Source organism: Streptomyces sp. NBC_01235, from assembly GCF_035989285.1.
In the GTDB taxonomy this organism is placed as follows: domain Bacteria; phylum Actinomycetota; class Actinomycetes; order Streptomycetales; family Streptomycetaceae; genus Streptomyces.
Genome location: NZ_CP108513.1, coordinates 6,941,152 through 6,960,020 on the forward strand (window position 1 = coordinate 6,941,152; position 18,869 = coordinate 6,960,020).

General features: G+C 73.0%; 15 protein-coding genes. 7 read left to right on the forward strand and 8 right to left on the reverse strand.

The genetic code is table 11. The features are described from left to right. The first annotated feature begins 164 nt into the window (after positions 1–164). The 5 genes from OG289_RS31205 to OG289_RS31225 are packed head-to-tail and all read left to right on the forward strand — an operon-like array spanning position 165 to position 7,382. Positions 165–1,700, forward strand: a complete 1,536-nt coding sequence (locus OG289_RS31205; RefSeq protein WP_327317372.1) for an aldehyde dehydrogenase family protein — start codon at positions 165–167, stop codon at positions 1,698–1,700. Positions 1,701–1,746: 46 nt separating this feature from the next. Next, the gene (locus tag OG289_RS31210; protein WP_327317374.1) at positions 1,747–3,279 is read left to right on the forward strand and encodes a GMC family oxidoreductase; all 1,533 of its coding nucleotides are present in this window, start codon (positions 1,747–1,749) and stop codon (positions 3,277–3,279) included. Continuing rightward, positions 3,276–4,487, forward strand: coding sequence for a quaternary amine ABC transporter ATP-binding protein (locus OG289_RS31215; RefSeq protein WP_327317375.1), 1,212 nt, complete (start codon positions 3,276–3,278; stop codon positions 4,485–4,487). Before OG289_RS31210 ends, OG289_RS31215 begins: the two co-directional genes overlap by 4 nt. After that, positions 4,487–6,427, forward strand: a complete 1,941-nt coding sequence (locus tag OG289_RS31220) for an ABC transporter permease (RefSeq protein ID WP_327317376.1) — start codon at positions 4,487–4,489, stop codon at positions 6,425–6,427. The genes OG289_RS31215 and OG289_RS31220 overlap by 1 nt, the downstream gene beginning before the upstream one ends. A 1-nt stretch (position 6,428) precedes the next feature. After that, a complete protein-coding gene (locus OG289_RS31225) occupies positions 6,429–7,382 on the forward strand; it encodes an ABC transporter substrate-binding protein (RefSeq protein ID WP_327317377.1) in 954 nt (317 codons plus the stop codon). Between the two features lie 36 nt (positions 7,383–7,418). Here OG289_RS31225 and OG289_RS31230 read toward each other — a convergent pair whose 3' ends face one another. From OG289_RS31230 to OG289_RS31240, 3 genes are read right to left on the reverse strand one after another with little or no spacing between them, the layout of a single operon-like run. Beyond that, a complete protein-coding gene (locus tag OG289_RS31230; RefSeq protein ID WP_327317378.1) occupies positions 7,419–8,141 on the reverse strand; it encodes an isocitrate lyase/PEP mutase family protein in 723 nt (240 codons plus the stop codon). Next, complete coding sequence (locus OG289_RS31235) at positions 8,138–8,614, reverse strand: carboxymuconolactone decarboxylase family protein (RefSeq protein WP_327317379.1); 477 nt, start codon at positions 8,612–8,614, stop codon at positions 8,138–8,140. The genes OG289_RS31230 and OG289_RS31235 overlap by 4 nt, the downstream gene beginning before the upstream one ends. Then, entirely contained in the window at positions 8,611–9,120 is a 510-nt protein-coding gene (locus tag OG289_RS31240; RefSeq protein WP_327317381.1) for a carboxymuconolactone decarboxylase family protein, read from the reverse strand. Before OG289_RS31240 ends, OG289_RS31235 begins: the two co-directional genes overlap by 4 nt. Before the next feature lie 47 nt (positions 9,121–9,167). Between OG289_RS31240 and pdxR the strand changes: the two genes are divergently transcribed. Continuing rightward, the gene (pdxR, locus tag OG289_RS31245; protein WP_327317382.1) at positions 9,168–10,598 is read left to right on the forward strand and encodes a MocR-like pyridoxine biosynthesis transcription factor PdxR; all 1,431 of its coding nucleotides are present in this window, start codon (positions 9,168–9,170) and stop codon (positions 10,596–10,598) included. 33 nt (positions 10,599–10,631) lie between these two features. Beyond that, positions 10,632–11,117: a carboxymuconolactone decarboxylase family protein gene (locus tag OG289_RS31250; protein ID WP_327317383.1), complete on the forward strand. Its 486-nt coding sequence runs from the start codon at positions 10,632–10,634 to the stop codon at positions 11,115–11,117. A 116-nt stretch (positions 11,118–11,233) separates the two neighbouring features. Here the strand turns inward: OG289_RS31250 and OG289_RS31255 are convergent, their stop codons facing one another. From OG289_RS31255 to pabB, 5 genes are read right to left on the reverse strand one after another with little or no spacing between them, the layout of a single operon-like run. Beyond that, positions 11,234–12,037, reverse strand: coding sequence for an aminotransferase class IV (locus OG289_RS31255; RefSeq protein ID WP_327317384.1), 804 nt, complete (start codon positions 12,035–12,037; stop codon positions 11,234–11,236). Positions 12,038–12,047: 10 nt separating this feature from the next. Next, positions 12,048–13,226, reverse strand: coding sequence for an FAD-dependent monooxygenase (locus OG289_RS31260; protein WP_327317385.1), 1,179 nt, complete (start codon positions 13,224–13,226; stop codon positions 12,048–12,050). Further along, on the reverse strand, positions 13,223–14,797 hold the full coding sequence (locus OG289_RS31265; protein WP_327317386.1) for a class I adenylate-forming enzyme family protein: 1,575 nt from the start codon (positions 14,795–14,797) through the stop codon (positions 13,223–13,225). Before OG289_RS31265 ends, OG289_RS31260 begins: the two co-directional genes overlap by 4 nt. A gap of 23 nt (positions 14,798–14,820) precedes the next feature. Next, the gene (locus tag OG289_RS31270; RefSeq protein ID WP_327317387.1) at positions 14,821–16,452 is read right to left on the reverse strand and encodes a benzoate-CoA ligase family protein; all 1,632 of its coding nucleotides are present in this window, start codon (positions 16,450–16,452) and stop codon (positions 14,821–14,823) included. Further along, a complete protein-coding gene (gene pabB / locus OG289_RS31275; protein ID WP_327317389.1) occupies positions 16,449–18,845 on the reverse strand; it encodes an aminodeoxychorismate synthase component I in 2,397 nt (798 codons plus the stop codon). The genes OG289_RS31270 and pabB overlap by 4 nt, the downstream gene beginning before the upstream one ends. Positions 18,846–18,869: the final 24 nt, after the last annotated feature.

Sequence of the window (18,869 nt, forward strand, 5' to 3'; positions counted from 1 at the left end):
ACTGTTCCTCTTGTCCCCATATGCCCGCATTCTCAGTGACGCAGCGCACTTTCGGCCATGGATCGCGCATGCAAGCGGAAGGCGGGGGCAGGCGATCGCGGTCCCCGAGAGTGCCCCGCGGGTGACACAGGGGGACTGAACAGGAACGGAAGGCAACACCGATCATGGCCGACAGGACGGAACAGCCGGAACAGCGAGAGCGCCGGACGATTCACATAGGCGGCGAGTGGCTGGAAGCAACCTCGGGCGCCACTCGCGAGATCCTCGACCCCGCGGACGGCCGACCCTTCGCCGTAGTGGCGGAAGGCGACGAGAAGGACGCCGATCTGGCGGTCTCGGCCGCCCTGGCCGCCTTCGACGGCGGCACGGGCGCCTGGCCGCGCACCCCCGCCGTGGAACGCGCCGCCCTGCTGCACCGCGTCGCCGGCCTCCTCGTGCGCGACCGGGAACGGCTCGGCCTGCTGGAGAGCCGGGACGCGGGCAAGACGCTCGAAGAGGGCCGTGTCGACATCGACTGCGTCGCCGACGCCTTCCGCTACTTCGCCGGCCTGGTCGCCGCCGAGGCCCCGGGCCGGGTCGTGGACGCGGGCACGGCCGACGTCCACAGCGTCGTCGTCCACGAACCCGTCGGCGTCTGTGCGCTGATCACCCCCTGGAACTACCCGCTCCTCCAAGCGAGTTGGAAGATCGCGCCCGCGCTCGCCGCCGGCAACACCTTCGTCGTCAAGCCGAGCGAGATCACCCCGCTGACCACGATCGCGCTCATCGACCTGCTCGCCGAGGCCGGACTCCCCGCCGGAGCGGCCAACATCGTCACCGGTCCCGGGCACACGGTCGGCGCCCGGCTCGCCGAGCACCCCGACGTCGGCCTCGTCTCCTTCACCGGCGGCCTGGCCAGCGGCACGAAGGTCGCGCAGGCGGCCGCCCCGACCGTCAAGAAGGTCGCCCTCGAACTCGGCGGCAAGAACCCCAACGTGGTCTTCGCCGACGCCTGCGCCACCGACGAGGCCTTCGACACCGCCGTCGACCAGGCCCTCAACGCGGCCTTCATCCACAGCGGCCAGGTCTGCTCGGCGGGTTCCCGGCTCATCGTCGAGGAGTCGGTCCGGGACCGCTTCGTCGCCGAACTCGCCCGCAGGGCCGAGCAGATCCGGCTCGGCCGCGGCACGGAGGACGGCGTCGAGTGCGGGCCGCTCGTCTCCGAGCAACAGCGCGCCAAGACCGAGGCGTACGTCGCCTCCGCGCTCGCGGAGGGCGCGGTGCTGCGGTCCGGCGGCGGGCGCCCGGAACCCGCCCCGCACCGTCCGGAGTCCGGCTACTTCTACGAGCCCACCGTCCTCGACCACTGCCACCGCGAGATGCGGGTCGTGCGGGAGGAGGTCTTCGGTCCGGTCCTCACCGTCGAGACCTTCCGCACCGAGGCCGAGGCCGTCGCGCTCGCCAACGACACCGAGTACGGCCTCGCGGGCGCCGTCTGGACCGCCGACGCGGGCCGGGCGCGGCGGGTCGCCGGGCGGCTGCGCCACGGCACCGTCTGGATCAACGACTTCCACCCCTACCTGCCGCAGGCGGAGTGGGGCGGGTTCGGAAAGAGCGGTGTGGGCCGCGAACTCGGCCCGGCCGGGCTCGCCGAGTACCGCGAGACCAAGCACGTCTACCAGAACCTCGCGCCGAGGCCCGTCCGCTGGTTCACGGGCTGAGCCCCTCTGCCCCAGCCCGCTCAGACCTCCCTGGAGTACCCCCCCCATGTTTGAGAGCCCCCACGTCTACGACTATGTCGTCATCGGAGGCGGAACCGCAGGTTCTGTCATCGCCTCCCGGCTGACCGAGAACCCCGACACCACCGTCGCCGTCATCGAGGGCGGCCCCAGCGACGTCGGCCGCGACGACATCCTCACCCTGCGCCGCTGGACGGGCCTGCTCGGCGGCGAGCTCGACTACGACTACCCGACCACCGAGCAGCCGCGCGGCAACTCCCACATCCGGCACAGCCGCGCCCGCGTCCTGGGCGGCTGTTCCTCCCACAACACGCTCATCGCCTTCAAGCCGCTGCCCTCCGACCTCGACGAATGGGAGGCGGCCGGCGCCGACGGCTGGGGCGCGGTCCCCATGGAGGCGTACTACGCGCGGCTGCTGAACAACATCGTCCCGGTCGACGAGAAGGACCGGAACGCCATCGCACGCGACTTCGTCGAAGCGGCGCAGCAGGCCGTCGGGGTACCCCGCGTCGAGGGCTTCAACCGCAAGCCCTTCACCGACGGCGTCGGCTTCTTCGACCTCGCCTACCACCCCGAGACCAACAAGCGGTCGAGCGCGTCGGTGGCGTACCTGCACCCGGTCATGGACGAGCGGCCCAACCTGACGATCCTGCTGGAGACCTGGGCGTACCGGCTGGAGCTGGACGGCACGCGCGCGCAGGGCGTGCACGTCCGCATGAAGGACGGCGAGGAGATCCTCGTACGGGCCCGCCGCGAGGTCGTGCTGTGCGCGGGCGCCGTCGACTCGCCCCGCCTGCTCCTGCACTCCGGCATCGGACCGAAGGCCGACCTGGACGCCCTCGGTATCCCCGTCGTCCACGACCTGCCCGGCGTCGGCGAGAACCTCCTCGACCACCCCGAGTCGGTGATCGTCTGGGAGACCCACGGGCCGATCCCGCAGAACTCCGCGATGGACTCCGACGCCGGCCTGTTCGTGCGCCGCGACCCCGGACACGCGGGCCCGGACCTGATGTTCCACTTCTACCAGGTCCCCTTCACGGACAACCCGGAGCGGCTGGGCTACGAACGCCCGCCGTACGGCGTCTCGATGACCCCCAACATCCCCAAGCCGAAGTCCCGCGGCCGGCTGTACCTTCAAAGCGCGGACCCGTCCGTGAAGCCCGCCCTCGACTTCCGCTACTTCACCGACGAGGACGACTACGACGGCCGCACCCTCGTCGACGGCATCAGGATCGCCCGCGAGATCGCACGGACCGAGCCGCTGGCCGGCTGGCTCAAGCGCGAGGTGGCCCCCGGCCCGCACATCACGGGCGACGCGGAGCTGAGCGAGTACGCGCGCAAGGTCGCGCACACCGTGTACCACCCGGCGGGCACCTGCCGAATGGGCGCCGCCGACGACGAACACGCCGTCGTGGACCCGCAGTTGAAGGTGCGCGGCCTGGACGGTCTCCGGATCGCCGACGCGTCCGTGTTCCCGACCATGCCCGCCGTCAACCCGATGATCGGGGTGCTGATGGTCGGGGAGAAAGCCGTCGACCTGATCGGAGGCGATGCGCGATGACCATCACGCCTGCCACCCGCAAGCCGCCCACCACGGACACCGACGCCCCCGTCTTCTCGGTGGACGGCCTCTGGAAGGTCTTCGGCCCGAAGGCCGAGGCGATCCCCACCGACCCCGAACTGGCCTCCCTGGCCCCCGCCGAGCTGCGCTCCCGCACCGGCTGCACGGCCGCCGTCCGGGACGTCTCCTTCGACGTCCGCAAGGGCGAGGTCTTCGTCGTGATGGGCCTGTCCGGCTCCGGCAAGTCCACCCTCGTGCGCTGCCTGACCCGGCTGATCGAGCCGACGGCCGGCACGATCGCCGTCGACGGCGAGGACGTCCGCGCGATGGACCGCACCCGGCTGCGCGAACTGCGCCGACACCGGGCCGCCATGGTCTTCCAGCACTTCGGCCTCCTCCCGCACCGCACGGTCCTCGACAACGTGGCGTACGGCCTGGAGATCCAGGGCATCGGCCGTGCCGAGCGACGGGCGCGGGCGAAGGAGGTCGTCGCGAAGGTCGGCCTGGACGGCATGGAACAGCGCAGGCCCGCCCAGCTCTCCGGCGGCCAGCGGCAACGCGTCGGTCTGGCACGGGCGTTGGCCGTCGACCCCGAGGTCCTCCTCTTCGACGAGCCCTTCAGCGCGCTCGACCCGCTCATCCGGCGCGACATGCAGGAGGAGGTCGTCCGGCTGCACCGCGAGGAGGGCCGCACGATGGTCTTCATCACGCACGACCTCAGCGAGGCGCTGAAGCTGGGCGACCACATCGCCCTGATGCGCGACGGGCGCGTGGTGCAGCTGGGCACCCCCGAGGAGATCGTGGGCTCCCCGGCCGACGACTACGTCCGCGAGTTCGTCCGTGACGTACCGCGCGAGCAGGTACTGACGGCCCGCACGGCCATGCGGCCGGCCTCCGCGGGCGAGACGGAGACCGGCCCGGCGGTGTCCCCGACCGCGACCGTGTCCCAGGCCATCGAGGCGGTCGCCCGAGCGGGCACCCCGGCGCGGGTCATGGACGAGGGTCGTTGCGTGGGCATGGTCGACTCGGACGGTCTCCTGGCCGTCGTCGCCGGAACCGCCACCACCGCCGGCGCGACCGGCGATGCCGCCGCGGCCGCGGCCGCGGGCAGTCGTGCCGGTGGGGCGGCGCCCGTCCCCAAGCAAGCGGCACCCGCCGAGCGCGGGCAAGCGCCCCACCCCGCGAGCACCGACACGGAGGCCGTCTGATGGCAACGGTCACCGTTCCCAGCCCCCGACTCGCCCTACCGGCCTTCCTCAAACACCAGGCCACCCGCAAGCTCCTCCTCCTGGCGCTCGCCGCCGCGATCCTCGTCCCGTCGGCCAACGCCCGTTGGTCCAGCGGAACGTGGCCGCACGCGCTCACCGTCGACCTCACCGAACCCCTCACCAGCACCAGCGACTGGATCGTCGACAACCGGGACAGCCACCCCCTGTTCCTCTACTTCTTCGGCTACGTCAGCAACGGTGTCGTCCTCTCCGTACGCGCCGTCTACCTGCTGCTGCTCGGTGCCGGCTGGGCCGGGGTCACCGCGGCGGGCGCGCTGATCGCCTGGCGGGTGGCCGGGGCGCGGCTCGCGCTCGGCACGGCGGCGGCGTTCCTGGCCTGCGGCCTGCTCGGCATGTGGGTGCCGACGATGCAGACGCTCGCCCTGATGGTCGTCGCCGTCCTCACGTCGGTCGTGGTGGGCGCGCTGCTCGGCCTGGCCGGCGGTCTCTCCGAGCGCCTCGACCGCGCCCTGCGCCCGGTCCTGGACACCATGCAGGTGCTGCCCGCCTTCGCGTACCTCCTCCCGGTGGTGCTCGTCTTCGGCATCGGCGTCCCGGCGGCCGTCCTGGCCACCGTCGTCTACGCCGCCCCGCCCATGGCCCGGCTCACCGCGCTCGGCCTGCGCGGCGCCGACAAGGAGGTCCTGGAGGCGGTGGAGTCGCTGGGCGCGACCGCACGCCAACGCCTGTTGACCGCCCGGATCCCGCTGGCCCGCAAGGAACTCCTCCTCGGCCTCAACCAGACGATCATGATGGCGCTGGGGATGGCGGTCATCGCGTCGGTGATCGGCGCGGGCGGCCTCGGCGACCGTGTCTACCAGGCGCTGGCCTCGGTGGACGTGGGCGCGGCCCTCGCCGCCGGCATCCCGATCGTGCTGCTCGCGGTCGTCCTGGACCGCGTCACGGCCGCCGCCGGACACGAGAGCGACGCACCTGCCCGGTGGACCGCCTGGGCCTACGCCGGTGCCGCCGCCGTGGCCGTGGCCCTCGCCGGACGCCTGGCCGGCCGGCTCGACTGGCCCGGCGCCTGGACGGTGACCATCGCCGCCCCGGTCAACGAAGCCGTCGGCTGGATGACCGACCACCTCTACTCGGGGGTGCCCGTCGTCGGCGGCACCGCCGACTGGGCCGGCCACTTCACCACCTGGGTCCTCGACCCCGTCCGGGACGGCCTGCAGGGGCTGCCCTGGTGGGCGGTGCTGCTGCTGGTCGCCGCGATCGCCTGGCCGATCGGCACCTGGCGCACCGCGCTGACCGCCGTCCTCGCCCTCGCCGCGACCGGCGTGCTCGGCGTGTGGGAGCCGTCCCTGGACACCCTCTCCCAGGTGCTGGCCGCCGTCGCCGTCACCCTCGTCCTCGGCTTCGCGACCGGCATCGCCGCCGCCCGCAACGACCGCTTCGAACGGCTGCTGCGCCCCGTCCTGGACGTGTTCCAGACGCTGCCGCAGTTCGTGTACCTGATCCCGGTCGTCGCCCTGTTCGGCGTCGGCCGCGCCCCCGCCGTCGCGGCGGCCGTCGTCTACGCGCTGCCCGCCGTCGTCCGGATCACCGCGCAGGGCCTGCGCCAGGTCGACCCCGCGGCGATGGAGTCGGCCCGGTCCCTCGGCGCGACCGGCACGCAACAGCTGCGCCAGGTCCAACTTCCGCTCGCCCGCCCCGCGTTGCTGCTCGCCGTGAACCAGGGCGTGGTCCTCGTCCTCGCCGTCGTCATCATCGGCGGTCTGGTCGGCGGCGGCGCGCTCGGCTACGACGCCGTCTTCGGGCTCGCCCAGGGAGACCTGGCGACCGGTCTGGTGGCCGGCGCCGCGATCGTCTGCCTGGGCCTGATGCTCGACCGGGTGACACAGCCGACGGAACGCCGCGCGAAGAAGGGAGCGTGACATGCGCGTTCGTATGACGACGACCGCCATGGTGGGCGCACTTGTGCTGCTGACCGGCTGCGGCGCCGCCGACATGACCAAGCAGGCGTCCCCCTTCGCCAACGCCCAGGGTGCGAAGACCCTGACCCTGTCCGTCCAGTCCTGGGTGGGTGCGCAGGCGAACGTGGCCGTCGCCCAGTACCTCTTGGAGCACAAGCTCGGCTACCGCGTCGACACCGTGCAGGTCGACGAGATCCCCGCCTGGGACGCGCTCAGCCAGGGCCGGGTCGACGCGATCCTGGAGGACTGGGGCCACCCCGACCAGGAGAAGCGGTACGTCGACGACAAGAAGACGATCGCGCGCGGCGGCGACCTCGGCGTCACCGGGCACATCGGCTGGTACGTGCCGACGTACCTCGTCGAACGGCACCCGGACATCACCGACTGGAAGAACCTCGACAGGTACGCGTCCCTGTTCCGCACCGCCGAGAGCGGCGGCAAGGGCCAGCTCATGGACGGCTCCCCGTCCTATGTCACCAACGACAAGGCCCTGGTGGAGAACCTGAAGCTCGACTACCAGGTCGTGTTCGCCGGTTCCGAGGCCGCGCAGATCACCCAGATCCGCCAGTTCGCCAAGGAGAAGAAGCCCTTCCTGACGTACTGGTACGCCCCGCAGTGGCTGTTCAAGAAGGTCCCGATGACGGAGGTGAAGCTGCCCGCCTACAAGGAGGGCTGCGACGCCGACCCGGCGAAGGTGGCCTGCGGCTACCCGCACACCCCGCTGCAGAAGTACCTCAACGCGGACTTCGCGAAGGACGGCGGCAAGGCGGCCGCGTTCCTGAAGAAGTTCAGGTGGACGACCGAGGACCAGAACGAGGTCTCCCTGATGATCGCCGACCAGAAGCTCACCCCGGAGCAGGCGGCGAAGAAGTGGGTGGACAGCCACGCGTCCACCTGGAAGGCGTGGCTGTCCTGAACACCTCTGTCCTGAACACCTCTGTCCTGAGCACCTCTACACCGGCGCAAGCTCCGTGGCGATCTCCCGCAGAGCCGCCAGCGCACGCCGCTGGAGGCCCGGCCCGAACGTGACGCGCGTGGCCCCGAGTTCACCGAGTTCGGTGGGCGAGGGGCCCGCGCCGGCCTGCGCGAACACATTGACCGGCCCCCGGATCCCGGACCGCAGCAACGGCAGGACGTCCGCCGGGGCGCCGATCGGATAGACGCAGTCGGCGCCCGCCGCGACGTACGCCGCCGCCCGCCCGATCGCATCGTCGGGGTCGCCGTCGCCGTACGCGAAGGTGTCGACGCGCGCGTTCACGAAGAGCCGGTCGCCCGCCGCCCGCCGCACCTGCGCGAGCCACTCGGCGTGCTCCCGCGGGTCCTTGAGGACGCCGCCGGCCGAGTCCTCCAGGTTGCAGCCGACGGCGCCCGCCTCCAGCAGCCGCTCCACCAGCTCCTTCGGTGCCAGCCCGTAGCCGCCCTCGACGTCCGCCGACACCGGCACGTCCACCGCCCGTACGATCCGGGCGACCGCCGCGAACATCTCGTCGGCCGGGGTCCGTCCGTCCGCGTACCCGAGCGCGGCGGCGATGCCCGCGCTCGGCGTCGCGAGCGCCGGGTACCCGGCCTCGGCGAACACCCGTGCGCTGGCCGCGTCCCAGGGGCCGGGCAGCACGAGGGGGTCGCCCGGGAGCCGGCCGTGGTGCAGCCGGCGGAAGACGTCCACCTCGCTCATGGCGTGTAACCCCCCGGCGGGATGCGGCGGGCGACCATCACCCGGTTCCAGCTGTTGATGGCGGTGATCAGGGCGATGAGGTGGGCCAGGCGCGTGTCGTCGAAGTGCCTGGCCGCGTCCGCGTACACCCCGTCCGGCACGAAGCCTCCCCCGGAGCCGAGAGCCTGGGAGGTGCCCCCGGTCAGGACGGTCACCGCCTCCGTCAGCGCGAGCGCGGCCCGCTCCCGCTCGTCGAAGACGTCCCCCGCCTCCTCCCACGCGCTCAGCAGGTCCAGCTGCTTCTCGCTCACGCCGTGCTCGCGGGCGATCGTGAGATGCATGTCGAGGCAGAACGCGCAGTGGTTGAGCTGCGAGGCGCGGATCACGACGAGTTCGGCGAGCGCGGGATCGCCGAGCCCCTGCTTGGCGGCGGCGCTGAGCGTGGACATGGCCCGGCCGACCTCGCGGTCGAGGAGCCGCGTGCGTGCCGTCACCCGAAGTCCCCCGCCTGGTAGTGCCCGGGCACCGCGCGGGTGGCCACCCCGAACCGGTTCCACGCGTTGATCACCGTGATCGTCGCGATGAGCTGGGCGAGCTCGGCCTCCTCGAAGTGCTTGGACGCCCGCTCGTACACGTCGTCCGGTACGAACCCGTCCGTGAGGACCGTGACCGCCTCCGTCAGCTCGATCGCCGCGAGCTCCTTCTCGGTGTAGAAGTGCCGCGACTCCTCCCACGCGGGGAGCTGCACGATGCGCTGGACTCTCTCGCCGGCCGCGAGGGCGTCCTTGGTGTGCATGTCGAGGCAGAACGCGCAGTGGTTGATCTGGGAGGCGCGCAGCCGCACCAGCTCCACCAGCTTGGGGTCGAGCCCCTGTTTGGCCGCGGTGTCGAGGCGGACCATCGCCTTGTAGACCTCGGGGGCGTGCTGGGCCCAGCGCATCCGGGCCGGTTGTCCGGTGGCGTACTCGGTGGTCGTCGTGGTGTCGTCGCTCGTGGTCATGCCCTCGACCCTAGGAGCGAGGCGGCCCAGGGGTATGGTCCATTTCCATGCCGAAAGCTTGGGCCACTCTGGGCGTCGACCTTCATCTGGAACCGACCGGACCACACCTGCGCCGAGGTCTGACCGACGCCCTGCGCGAGGCGGTCCGCACCGGCCGCCTCGCCCCGGGCACCCGGCTGCCCTCCTCCCGCTCCCTCGCCGTCGACCTGGGCGTCGCCCGCAACACGGTCGCCGACGCCTACGCCGACCTCGTCGCCGAGGGCTGGCTCACCGCCCGCCAGGGCTCGGGGACGCGGGTGGCGGTGGGGAGAGTGGTGGTTGCGCCGACGGGGTCGGCGCCCCGCCGACCCGAACACCACCGGCCCGCCTACGACCTGCGCCCCGGCACCCCCGACCTCGGCTCCTTCCCGCGCGCCGAGTGGCTCAGGGCGGCCCGCCGCGCCCTCACCGCCGCCCCCTCCGACGCCCTCGGCTACGGCGATCCCCGTGGCCGCGTCGAACTGCGCACCGCCCTCGCGGGTTACCTCTCCCGCGCCCGCGGAGTGCGCGCCGACCCCGAACGCATCGTGGTGTGCGCCGGGTTCGCGCACGGCCTGAAACTCCTCACTGCCGTCCTGCGGGCGCGCGGTGCGCGCACGGTCGCCGTCGAGTCGTACGGCCTGGACGAGCACTGGCGTCTGCTGGCGGCGTCGGGTCTGGCCACGACCCCGCTGCCGTTCGACGAACTGGGCACGGACACGGGGGAGTTGGCGGGGCGGTCCAGCGCGGTGCTGCTCACCCCGGCCCACCAGTTCCCGATGGGCGTGCCCCTGCACCGCGACCGGCGGGCGGCCGTCGTGGACTGGGCGCGGCACACCAAAGGCCTGGTCCTGGAGGACGACTACGACGGCGAGTTCCGCTACGACCGCCAGCCCGTCGGCGCCCTCCAGGGGCTGGACCCCGACCACGTGGTCTACCTGGGTACGGCGAGCAAGTCCCTGGCCCCCGGGCTGCGGCTGGGCTGGATGGTGCTGCCGCAGGGTGTGGTGGAGGAGGTGGTGGCGGCCAAGGGCGGGGTGGACACCTCCGGGGTCCTGGACCAGCTGACGCTGGCGGAGTTCATCACGTCGGGGGCGTACGACCGCCATGTCCGGGCGGCCCGCACCCGCTACCGCCGGCGCCGCGACGCGCTGGTGTCCGCCCTGGCCGGCCGCGCACCCGCCATCCGTGTCACCGGCATCGCGGCGGGCCTGCACGCCGTCCTTCGGCTCCCGGCCGGCACCGAGCCGTCGGTGGTCCGGGCGGCGGCCTACCAGGGCCTGGCGGTCGACGGTCTCACTCCCCGCTACCGCCACCCCGACGCGGTCACCGACCCGCTCGACGCGCTCGTCGTGGGGTACGGGACCCCGCCGGACCACGCCTGGTCCGGCGCGCTGGACGCGTTGTGCGGGGCGCTTCCTTTCGGTGAGAACGGCACCGGAATTCCTTTTCCCGGATAGAGTTCCCGGAAGTTCCCGGATAGAGTCTCCCCCATGACGAACAACAATTCCGTGTCCCGCGTGGCCCTCAAGAAGATAACCCCCGATGTTTCCGCCGCGATGGGGTCCCTGCACGGCGCCGCCGTTTCCGCGGCACAGGAAGCCAAGGTCGAGCCCGAGCTCCTGGAACTGATCAGGATCCGCGCCTCACAGCTCAACGGCTGCGCGTTCTGCCTCGACATGCACACGAAGGACGCCCGGGCCCAGGACGAGACCGAGCAGCGCATCTACGCGCTGAACGCCTGGCGGGAGACCCCCTTCTTCACCGAACGGGAGCGCGCCGCACTGGCGTTGACCGAGGCCGTGACCTTCGTGGCCGACGGTCATGTGCCGGACGACGTCTACGCCGAGGCCGCGGCGGTCTTCGACGAGGCGCAGGTGGCGGCGCTGATCTGGGCGGCCACGGTCATCAACGCGTACAACCGGATCGCGATCGCGACGCGTATGGTGCCGGGGGCTTATCAGCCCGCCAAGAAGTAATACCGGACAATGCCGGCCGAGGACTGATGCCGGCGGAGCGCAGCAGAATGCGGGCATCGGCGAAAGCAGCCGATGCCCGTCGCGTTTATCGGTCCTGCGGGCTCTGTAGGAGGGTTCTATTTATCCGGCAGCGACTCCGGCAATCCGTCCAGCCAATTCCGCCATTCCCCCGCCCGGGCCGCGGCGCCGGCTGTCATCGGTTCTCCGATCCAGCCCGTCACCGGCCGGACCCCGTGCAGCGCGTTCACCAGCCACACCTCACGGCCCTCCAGCTCGGCCACGGTCCGTTCGCGGTGGACGACAGGGATGCCGAGGCGGTAGGCCCGCTCCCGGATCAGACCCACGGTCACTCCGGGCAGGACGGGGAGCCGGGGCGGCGGCAGGCACAGCGAGTCGTCCTCCCACCACAGCACGCTCGCGGTCGCCGACTCCAGCACCGCCCCGGACGGACCGACCAGCACCCCTTCCTGGGCCCCTTCCTCGACCGCCCGCCCCCGCACCCGGGCCAGCACGTCCAGGTCCGGGCCCTTGCGGCGGGGCGCGGTCCGCCGGTCCGGCTGGCCGACGGACCAGAGACGTATCTCCGTGCCGAGCGGCGGGGCGTGCCGCAGCCGCAGCCTCAACTCCAGGGAGCCGGCGGCGAGTTCAACCCGGGGAAACCACTCGCCGGTGCGCGGCAGCGCGGCGGTCACGTCCTGCCAGAACTCGACGAGCCGGCGCGGTCCCGGCCCGCCGCACTGCGCGCAGGCCCGCAGAAACCGCTCCCGGTGCCGGCCGTACCCGCGCACCCGGCCCTCGCGCACCAGCCACGAGTCCGCGACCAGCAGCGGCCCGTCCGCCACGGATTCCGGGGCGACGGTCAGCCCACGACTGGGCGTCCAGGTCGACAGCCCTTCACCGACGGTCAGTTGTGCACCCACTCGGTCCTCCTCAGTACCTTCCGCCCGCCACCGCCGGAGCCCCGCCCCGGGGCCCGTACGGCGCGTGCTCCAGCCAGGAGCCGCACGACGGCACCACGGGCGCGAGGGCGGCAGCCGCCCGCTGCCGGAGCCGTACGACCCGGCGCCGTGGCCGCAGATGGTCCAGGGCGACCCCGGCGGCCTCGCTGTTGAACAGCCCCGCCGCCCGCCGTACGTCCGCGAAGGCGGCCACCGCCTCCGGCGTTCCGGCCGCCACGGCCTCCGCCGCCGCCGCCGCGTCGGCGATCCCGCTGTTCATGCCGCGTGCCCCGAACGGCGGGAAGAGATGCGCCGCCTCGCCGACCAGCAGCACCCGCCCGTGCGGATCCGTGAAGGAGGCCGCGACCTTGCGCAGGAAGCGGTACGTCGACACCCACAGGATCCGGTCGGCGTACCCGTCGCCCACGACCCCGGGCAGCCACTCCCGTACGGCGTCCTCGGTGCCGTAGGCCTCCTCCGGGTCGTCGTCGCGGCACTGGAGGTCCACCTGGAAGCCCCCGGTGAACGGCACCCGCATCACACTGCGCCCGCCGACCCCCGGATGCTCGTAGTGGAAGACCCGTTCCAGCGGCTGTTCGGCGCCCGGGACGTCGGCGACGTCCACGACGACGTGGAAGCCCTCGCCGCGCACACCCTCCATGGCGATGCCCAGCTCGCCCCGGACCGCCGAGCGGGCGCCGTCGGCGGCGACGACGTACCTGGCGCTCCACTCCCGTCCGTCCTCGCCGGCCAGCGTGACACCCGACTGCGAGGTGTGGACGCCCGTGATCCGCGCGTCCCAGACGAAGTCCACCCCCGCCCGCTCGCACGCGGCGCGCAGGAAGCGCTCGGTGTCCAGCTGGCGCAGGCTGGTGAAGGGCGGCAGCCCGGACGGGGGCGGGAAGGTACGGGAGTACACCTCGCGGCCCCGGTAGAGGGTGCGCCGGGTGTGCCAGGTCCGGCCGTACGCCGTGATCTCGGCGGCCAGGCCCGGGGACATCCCGTCGAGCAGCCGCAGCGTCTCGCGGTGCACGAACAGGGCCCGGCTGCCCGGCCGTTCGCGGTCCTCGGGGTCGGCCTCCAGGAGCACGACCGGCAGCCCGCGCGAACGCAGGCCCAGCGCGGCCGACAGACCGACCGGGCCGGCGCCCACCACGATCACCGGGTTCACGCCCGCACGCTCTCTCGCGTCCCGGTCAGCATGCGGGTGATCTCCACCCGCTTCACCTTCCAGGTGGCGGTCATCGGCAGCTCCTCGAACCGCCACTGCCGCGGCTCGGCCATCGCGGGCAGATCGGCCGTGGCCTCCCGCCAGCGCTCCGGATCCAGCGGCTGTTCGCCCCGGACACACACCACCGGTACCGGCTCGCGGTCCGCGCCCGGCACGATGACGACCTCACGCAGTTCCTCCAGCCGGTCCATCAGGGCGTCCTCGACCTCCAGGTTGCTGTGCACGGCGTCGATCTGATCGACCTCACGGTCGATCAGACGCAGGGCGCCCAGCCGGCTCATGTAGCCCATGTCGCCCATCTGCCACCAGCCGCCGTCGAGCTGGCGCTCGTACTGCGCCCGCGCGCCCAGGTAGGTGAGGATGCGCCCCCGGGTGCGGGCCTCGATCCGCCCGGGCGTGCCCGGCGCGACCGGACGGCCGTCGGGGTCCGCGATCCGGACCCGGGTGAACCCGGGGATCCCGATCCCGACCCGGCGCCCGTCCGCCCGCTCCGCGCTGCGCCGCGTGAACCACTGGAACGCGACGGGCCCCGTCTCGCTCTGCCCGTACAGCTGGATCAGCCAGGGCGTCCGGCGCTTCGACGCGCCCAACAGCCGCCGAACGGTGCGCGGATGGATCGCGTCGAACGTGGAGCCGTACGACTTCACCCGGGACAGTGGGGCTCCGGGCGCGTCGGCCAGCTCCTCCCACAGCACGAAGGTGTTGGGATGGGTCTCGACGATGCCGGGCCGGTGGCGGACCAGCAGCGGCCCCACGGCGGCCGGCTCCGGGTCGGTGATCAGCACGAGCGGGCTGCCGAAGTGCAGCAGGACGCCGAGCAGATGGTAGAAGCGCGAGTGCACGAACGACATGTGCAGCGCCGCCGTCTCACCGCGGGTGGGCCAGCCCATCGCCTTCTGCGGGACGAGCCGGTTCCACATGGTGTTCGGGCAGTGCACCGCCAGCTTGGGGACGCCGGTGGTGCCCGAGCTGTGGGTGATCAGGGCGGGTTCGCGCGGGTGCAGCCGCACGGGCGCGGGAGCCTCGGCGCCGGCGTGCCGCGCCAGGGGCTCGGCACCGGGCGCGTCGTCGACGGAGAGCGTCCGCCGGACGAGCCCGGAGAGGTCGACGCCCTCGAGCGGGCCGTCCAGCTTGGCACGGTCGGTGATCAGCCACGGCTGCCGGAGCCGTCCGAGAAGCTGTCCGACGACCGGCCCGGCCAGACCGGGGGAGAGGAGCACGGGAACCGCGCCGATACGGGAGACCGCGCAGGTCAGCAGCACGATGTCGACGTTGTCCGTCTTGTGGACGACCACCTGCTCCGAGGGCCGCACCCCCGCCGCCCACAGCCGGCCCGACAACTCCTCGACCACGTCGGCCAGGGCCGAGTAGTCGAGGTCGACGCCGAGGTCGGGGTGGGTGTCCAACGGCCGGTCCAGGGTGACGAAGACGGCTCCGTGGCGGTCGGCCGCCCGCCGGAACAGCGGGCCCAGGTAGAACCCGCGGTCGGCGAGCAGGGGTTGCTGCGACATGTGGCTGTTCCTCTCTGACACGGTCACCACGCGCCCTGGCGGACGAGATGGCGGCGGAGCTTTCCGGTGGAGGTGCGGGGCAGTGACGACACGAGGCTGACGCTGCGGGGGACCTTGAAGGCGGCGAGGCGGTCGCGGGCCAGTGCGACGAGATCGTCGGCCAGACCGGACGGAGGGGACGCGACGGGTACGACGAAGGCGCGCAGCCGGCTGAAGCCGCGCCCGTCCGTGACGGCCGCGACCGCGACCTCCCGCACCGCCGGATGGGCGCGCAGCACGGCCTCCACCTCCAGCGGGGAGACGGTGATCCCGCCTACCATCTCCATGTCGTCGGTCCGGCCCAGATGCCGGTAGGCGCCGTCCGGTTCACGGCGCGCCCGGTCGTGGGTGGCCAGCCAGCCGCCGACGAGGGTGCGTTCCGTCTCCTCGGGCCGGTTCAGATAGCCGGACGTCACCGTCGGCCCGCGCACCCACAGTTCGCCTTCCGCGCCGTCGGGCACGGGCCGCCCGGCACGGTCGCGCAACTCCACATCGAAGCCCGGTACGGGACGTCCGACGGTGCCCGGGTGGTTGTGGCCGAGGCTGTTGGCGCAGAAGGCGTGACCGGCCTCGGTGGAGCCGATCTGCTCCAGCACCGGCGCCCCGAGCAACTCGCCGACCCGCTCGCCGAGTTCGCCCGGCATCCCCTCGCCGGCCGACACCGCGGCGCGCACCGAGGCGAAACAGGCCGCGTGCCCGCTGCCCCGGTCGGCGACCAGCGCCGCGTACGCAGACGGCACGGAGTAGAGCAGGGTCACCCGGTGCCGCGTGACGAGCTCGTCGACGGCGGCGGGCGTCGGACGCCGGTCCACCAGCACGGCGGACGAACCGGAGAAGAGGGGGAAGACGAACGCGTTGCCGAACCCGTAGGCGAAGTACAGCTTCGACACGGACAGGGTGACGTCGTCCTCGGTGATCCCCAGCAGGCGCCTGCCGATGAGGTCGTGGTACTCCTTCGGGTCGCCGTGCGTGTGCACGACCCCCTTCGGCCGACCCGTGGTGCCGGAGGTGTACTGCACGTACAGGGGTGTGTGCGCGTCGACCGGGTGGGCGGGGGCCGGCTCGGCGGACGGGGCGAGCGCGAGGAACTGGTCGGCGCCCAGTCGCGCCCGCCCGTCGAACCGGTCCTCCAGCCCCGGCCCGGTCAGACACAGCACGGCTTCGGTGTCGTCGGCCATGAACGTGTGCTCGGCGGCGGGCAGTTCGGGATTGACGAGGACGGCGACACCCCCCAGCCGGGCGACACCGAGGAAGGCCGCCACCCAGGCGATCCCGTCGGGCACGGCCAGCAGCACCCGGTCCCCGGGGCGCACCCCGTGCCCGGCGAGCACACCGGCCGCCCGTGCCCCGAGCGCGTGCACCTCGCCGTGGGTCCACCCCTGATGCCCCTGATGAAACGCGACCCGACCGGCCCACCCGCGCCGCTCGGCGAGATCGTCGAGGTAGGCGGCGAGGTTGCCGGGGGCGCCGGAGTCGGCGGGGTCCGGGGCCGGGACCTCGGCCGTGAGGTGGGTGCGGGGAGGCGCGTGGTGGTCGGCGCCGGGGCCGCCCTGGGGCGCGGTGGGGTGCGGAGCGGCCGTGGCACGGGGAGCGGTCGTGGGGTGCGGGGTCGTCATCGGGTGGTCTCCTCTGCGGTGGCCCGGGCGGGGGCGGACCTGCCCGGGGCACCGGTGCGTGCCGGTGTCGCGGCGGGCGAGCGCCGGCCGGCCGGTCCCGGCTCCGGGGGCTGCCGACGCGTCCCGCGGCCCACGGGCCGCGCCTCGTCACCGAGTTCACCGAGTTCACCGAGATCGGCGGTCGTGCGGCCGGCTCGCCGCAGCGCGTTCACCTGGGCCTCGGCCGCCTCCGTCGCGCGGGACGGCGCCCGTGTCCTGCCCGCCGTGTGCTCCCGCAGGGCCCGCATCTGGGCGGCCGTCTTCAGGAGCATCTCGTCGTACTCCGCGACCGGGTCGGAGTCCAGGACGATCGCGCCCCCGGCGCCCAGCTGCATCAGGCCGTCGGCCAGGACGGCGGTGCGGATGACGATGTTGAGGTCCGCGCCTCCGCTGCACCCCAGGTAGCCGAGGGCCCCCGAGTACACGCCGCGCGCCTCGGTCTCCAGCCCGTCGATGATCTCCAGCGTGCGCAGCTTCGGCGCGCCGGTCATCGACCCGCCGGGGAAGCAGGCGCGCACGCAGTCCACCGCGTCCGTGCCCTCGCGCAGCCGCCCCTCGACGGTGGACACGAGCTGGTGCACGGTCGCGTACGTCTCCGTGGCCATGAGCCGGGAGACGCGCACGGTCCCGGTCCGGCAGACCCGCCCCAGGTCGTTGCGGAGCAGGTCGACGATCATCAGGTTCTCGGCGCGGGTCTTGGCGTCCGCCACCAGCGCGTCCCGGAGCTGGGCGTCCTCCTGCGGATCCGCCCCGCGCGGCGCGGTGCCCTTGATGGGCTTGGCCTCGGCGACGCCGTCCCGGGTGACCCGCAGGAACCGCTCGGGCGAGGAGCCGACCACGTCGAGGTCGCCGAATCTCAGATAGGAGGCGTACGGGGCCGGGTTGACGCGGCGCAGCACCCGGTAGAACGCGTACGCGTCGTCCGGAGCGGGTAAACGGGCGGCGTCGGTCAGACAGATCTCGTAGCTGGTGCCCGCGCGCAACTCCCGTTGGCAGGCCTCGATGTCCGCGAGATAGGTCGCCCGGTCCCGCACCAGCCACGGCTCGACGTCACCGAGGCCCGGCGCCGCCGCCTCGGCGGGCGCGGGCACCGGCGGCCGGTCGGCTTCCGCGGGCAGCGAGGTGAGCTGGGCCAGGGTGCTCTCCAGCCACTCCGTGGCCTCCCGGGTGGCCTGGGGGGTGTCCTCCGCGAGGCAGACCGCGTAGGTGAAGCCCTTCTGGTGGTCCACCGCGATCAGCCGGTCGGCGAAGAGCCAGCAGGCGTCCGGAGTGGCGGAGCGGTGCCGGTTCGGGGAGCCGCAGTCGGCCTTCGTCTCGTAGCCGAAGTAGCCGACGTAGCCGCCGGTGAAGTCGAAGGGCAGCCCGGTGGCGTCGACCCGGCGGTTCGCCAACTGCCGCTTGAGGTAGTCGAAGACGCTCGCCCGGACCTTGCGCGCCGGCCGCCCGGCCCGCTCGATCTCGCAGGTCCCGGCCTCGACGTCGTACCGGACGAACTCGGCGAGCGGACCGCTGTCGTCACCGAAGAACGAGAAGCGGGAGAGCCCCTGCTCGACCCGGGAGCTGTCCAGCCAGAACGCCCGCGGTGAGGCGGCGTACATCCGCGTGAAGGCGGCCTCCGCGTCGATCGCCTCCGCGATGCGGCGGGTGTGCAGCCGGTGGGCGGGGCCGCCGGCCCGGCGCGGGCGGGGGATGGGAAGGGCCATCGTGGGGCCGCGGCTCGGCATCGCCGCCGCGGCCGGCGTGACCGCGGTGTTCTTCGTCCGCAGCTTGCGGGCCCGCTCGGCGGTGAGGTTGCGGAAGTTCACCAGCATCCGGTGGCCGTACTCGGTGAGCACCGACTCCGGGTGGAACTGCACGCCCCACAGGGGCCGTTCGCGGTGGCGCAGCCCCATCAGGACGCCGTCCTGCGCCCAGGCCGTGGCCTGAAGGGAGTCGGGCAGCGGCTCGCGCACGGACAGCGAGTGGTAGCGGACCGCGGTGAAGTTCTGCGGCAGCCCCTGGAACAGGTCCCGCCCGTCGTGCCGGACGGCCGACAGATACCCGTGCCGGGGCTCCGGGGCGGGCACCACCCGGGCGCCCTCCCCGTGCGCGATGCCCTGGTGGCCGAGGCAGACGCCGAGCACCGGCACCGTGGACTCGGCGAGCACCCTGGCACTGATGCCGAAGTCACGGGCCTTCGCCGGGTGCCCCGGACCCGGTGACACCACCACGTTGTCGAATTCCGCAAGATCGGGAACGGAGTTCGCGGGGGCGTCATTGAGGATCACCACCGGCTCCTCGCCGTTGACCTCGGCGATCAGCTGGAACAGGTTGTACGTGTACGAGTCGTAATTGTCGATGAGCAGGGTCTTCACCAGCCCACCTCCCTAGGGTCGTTC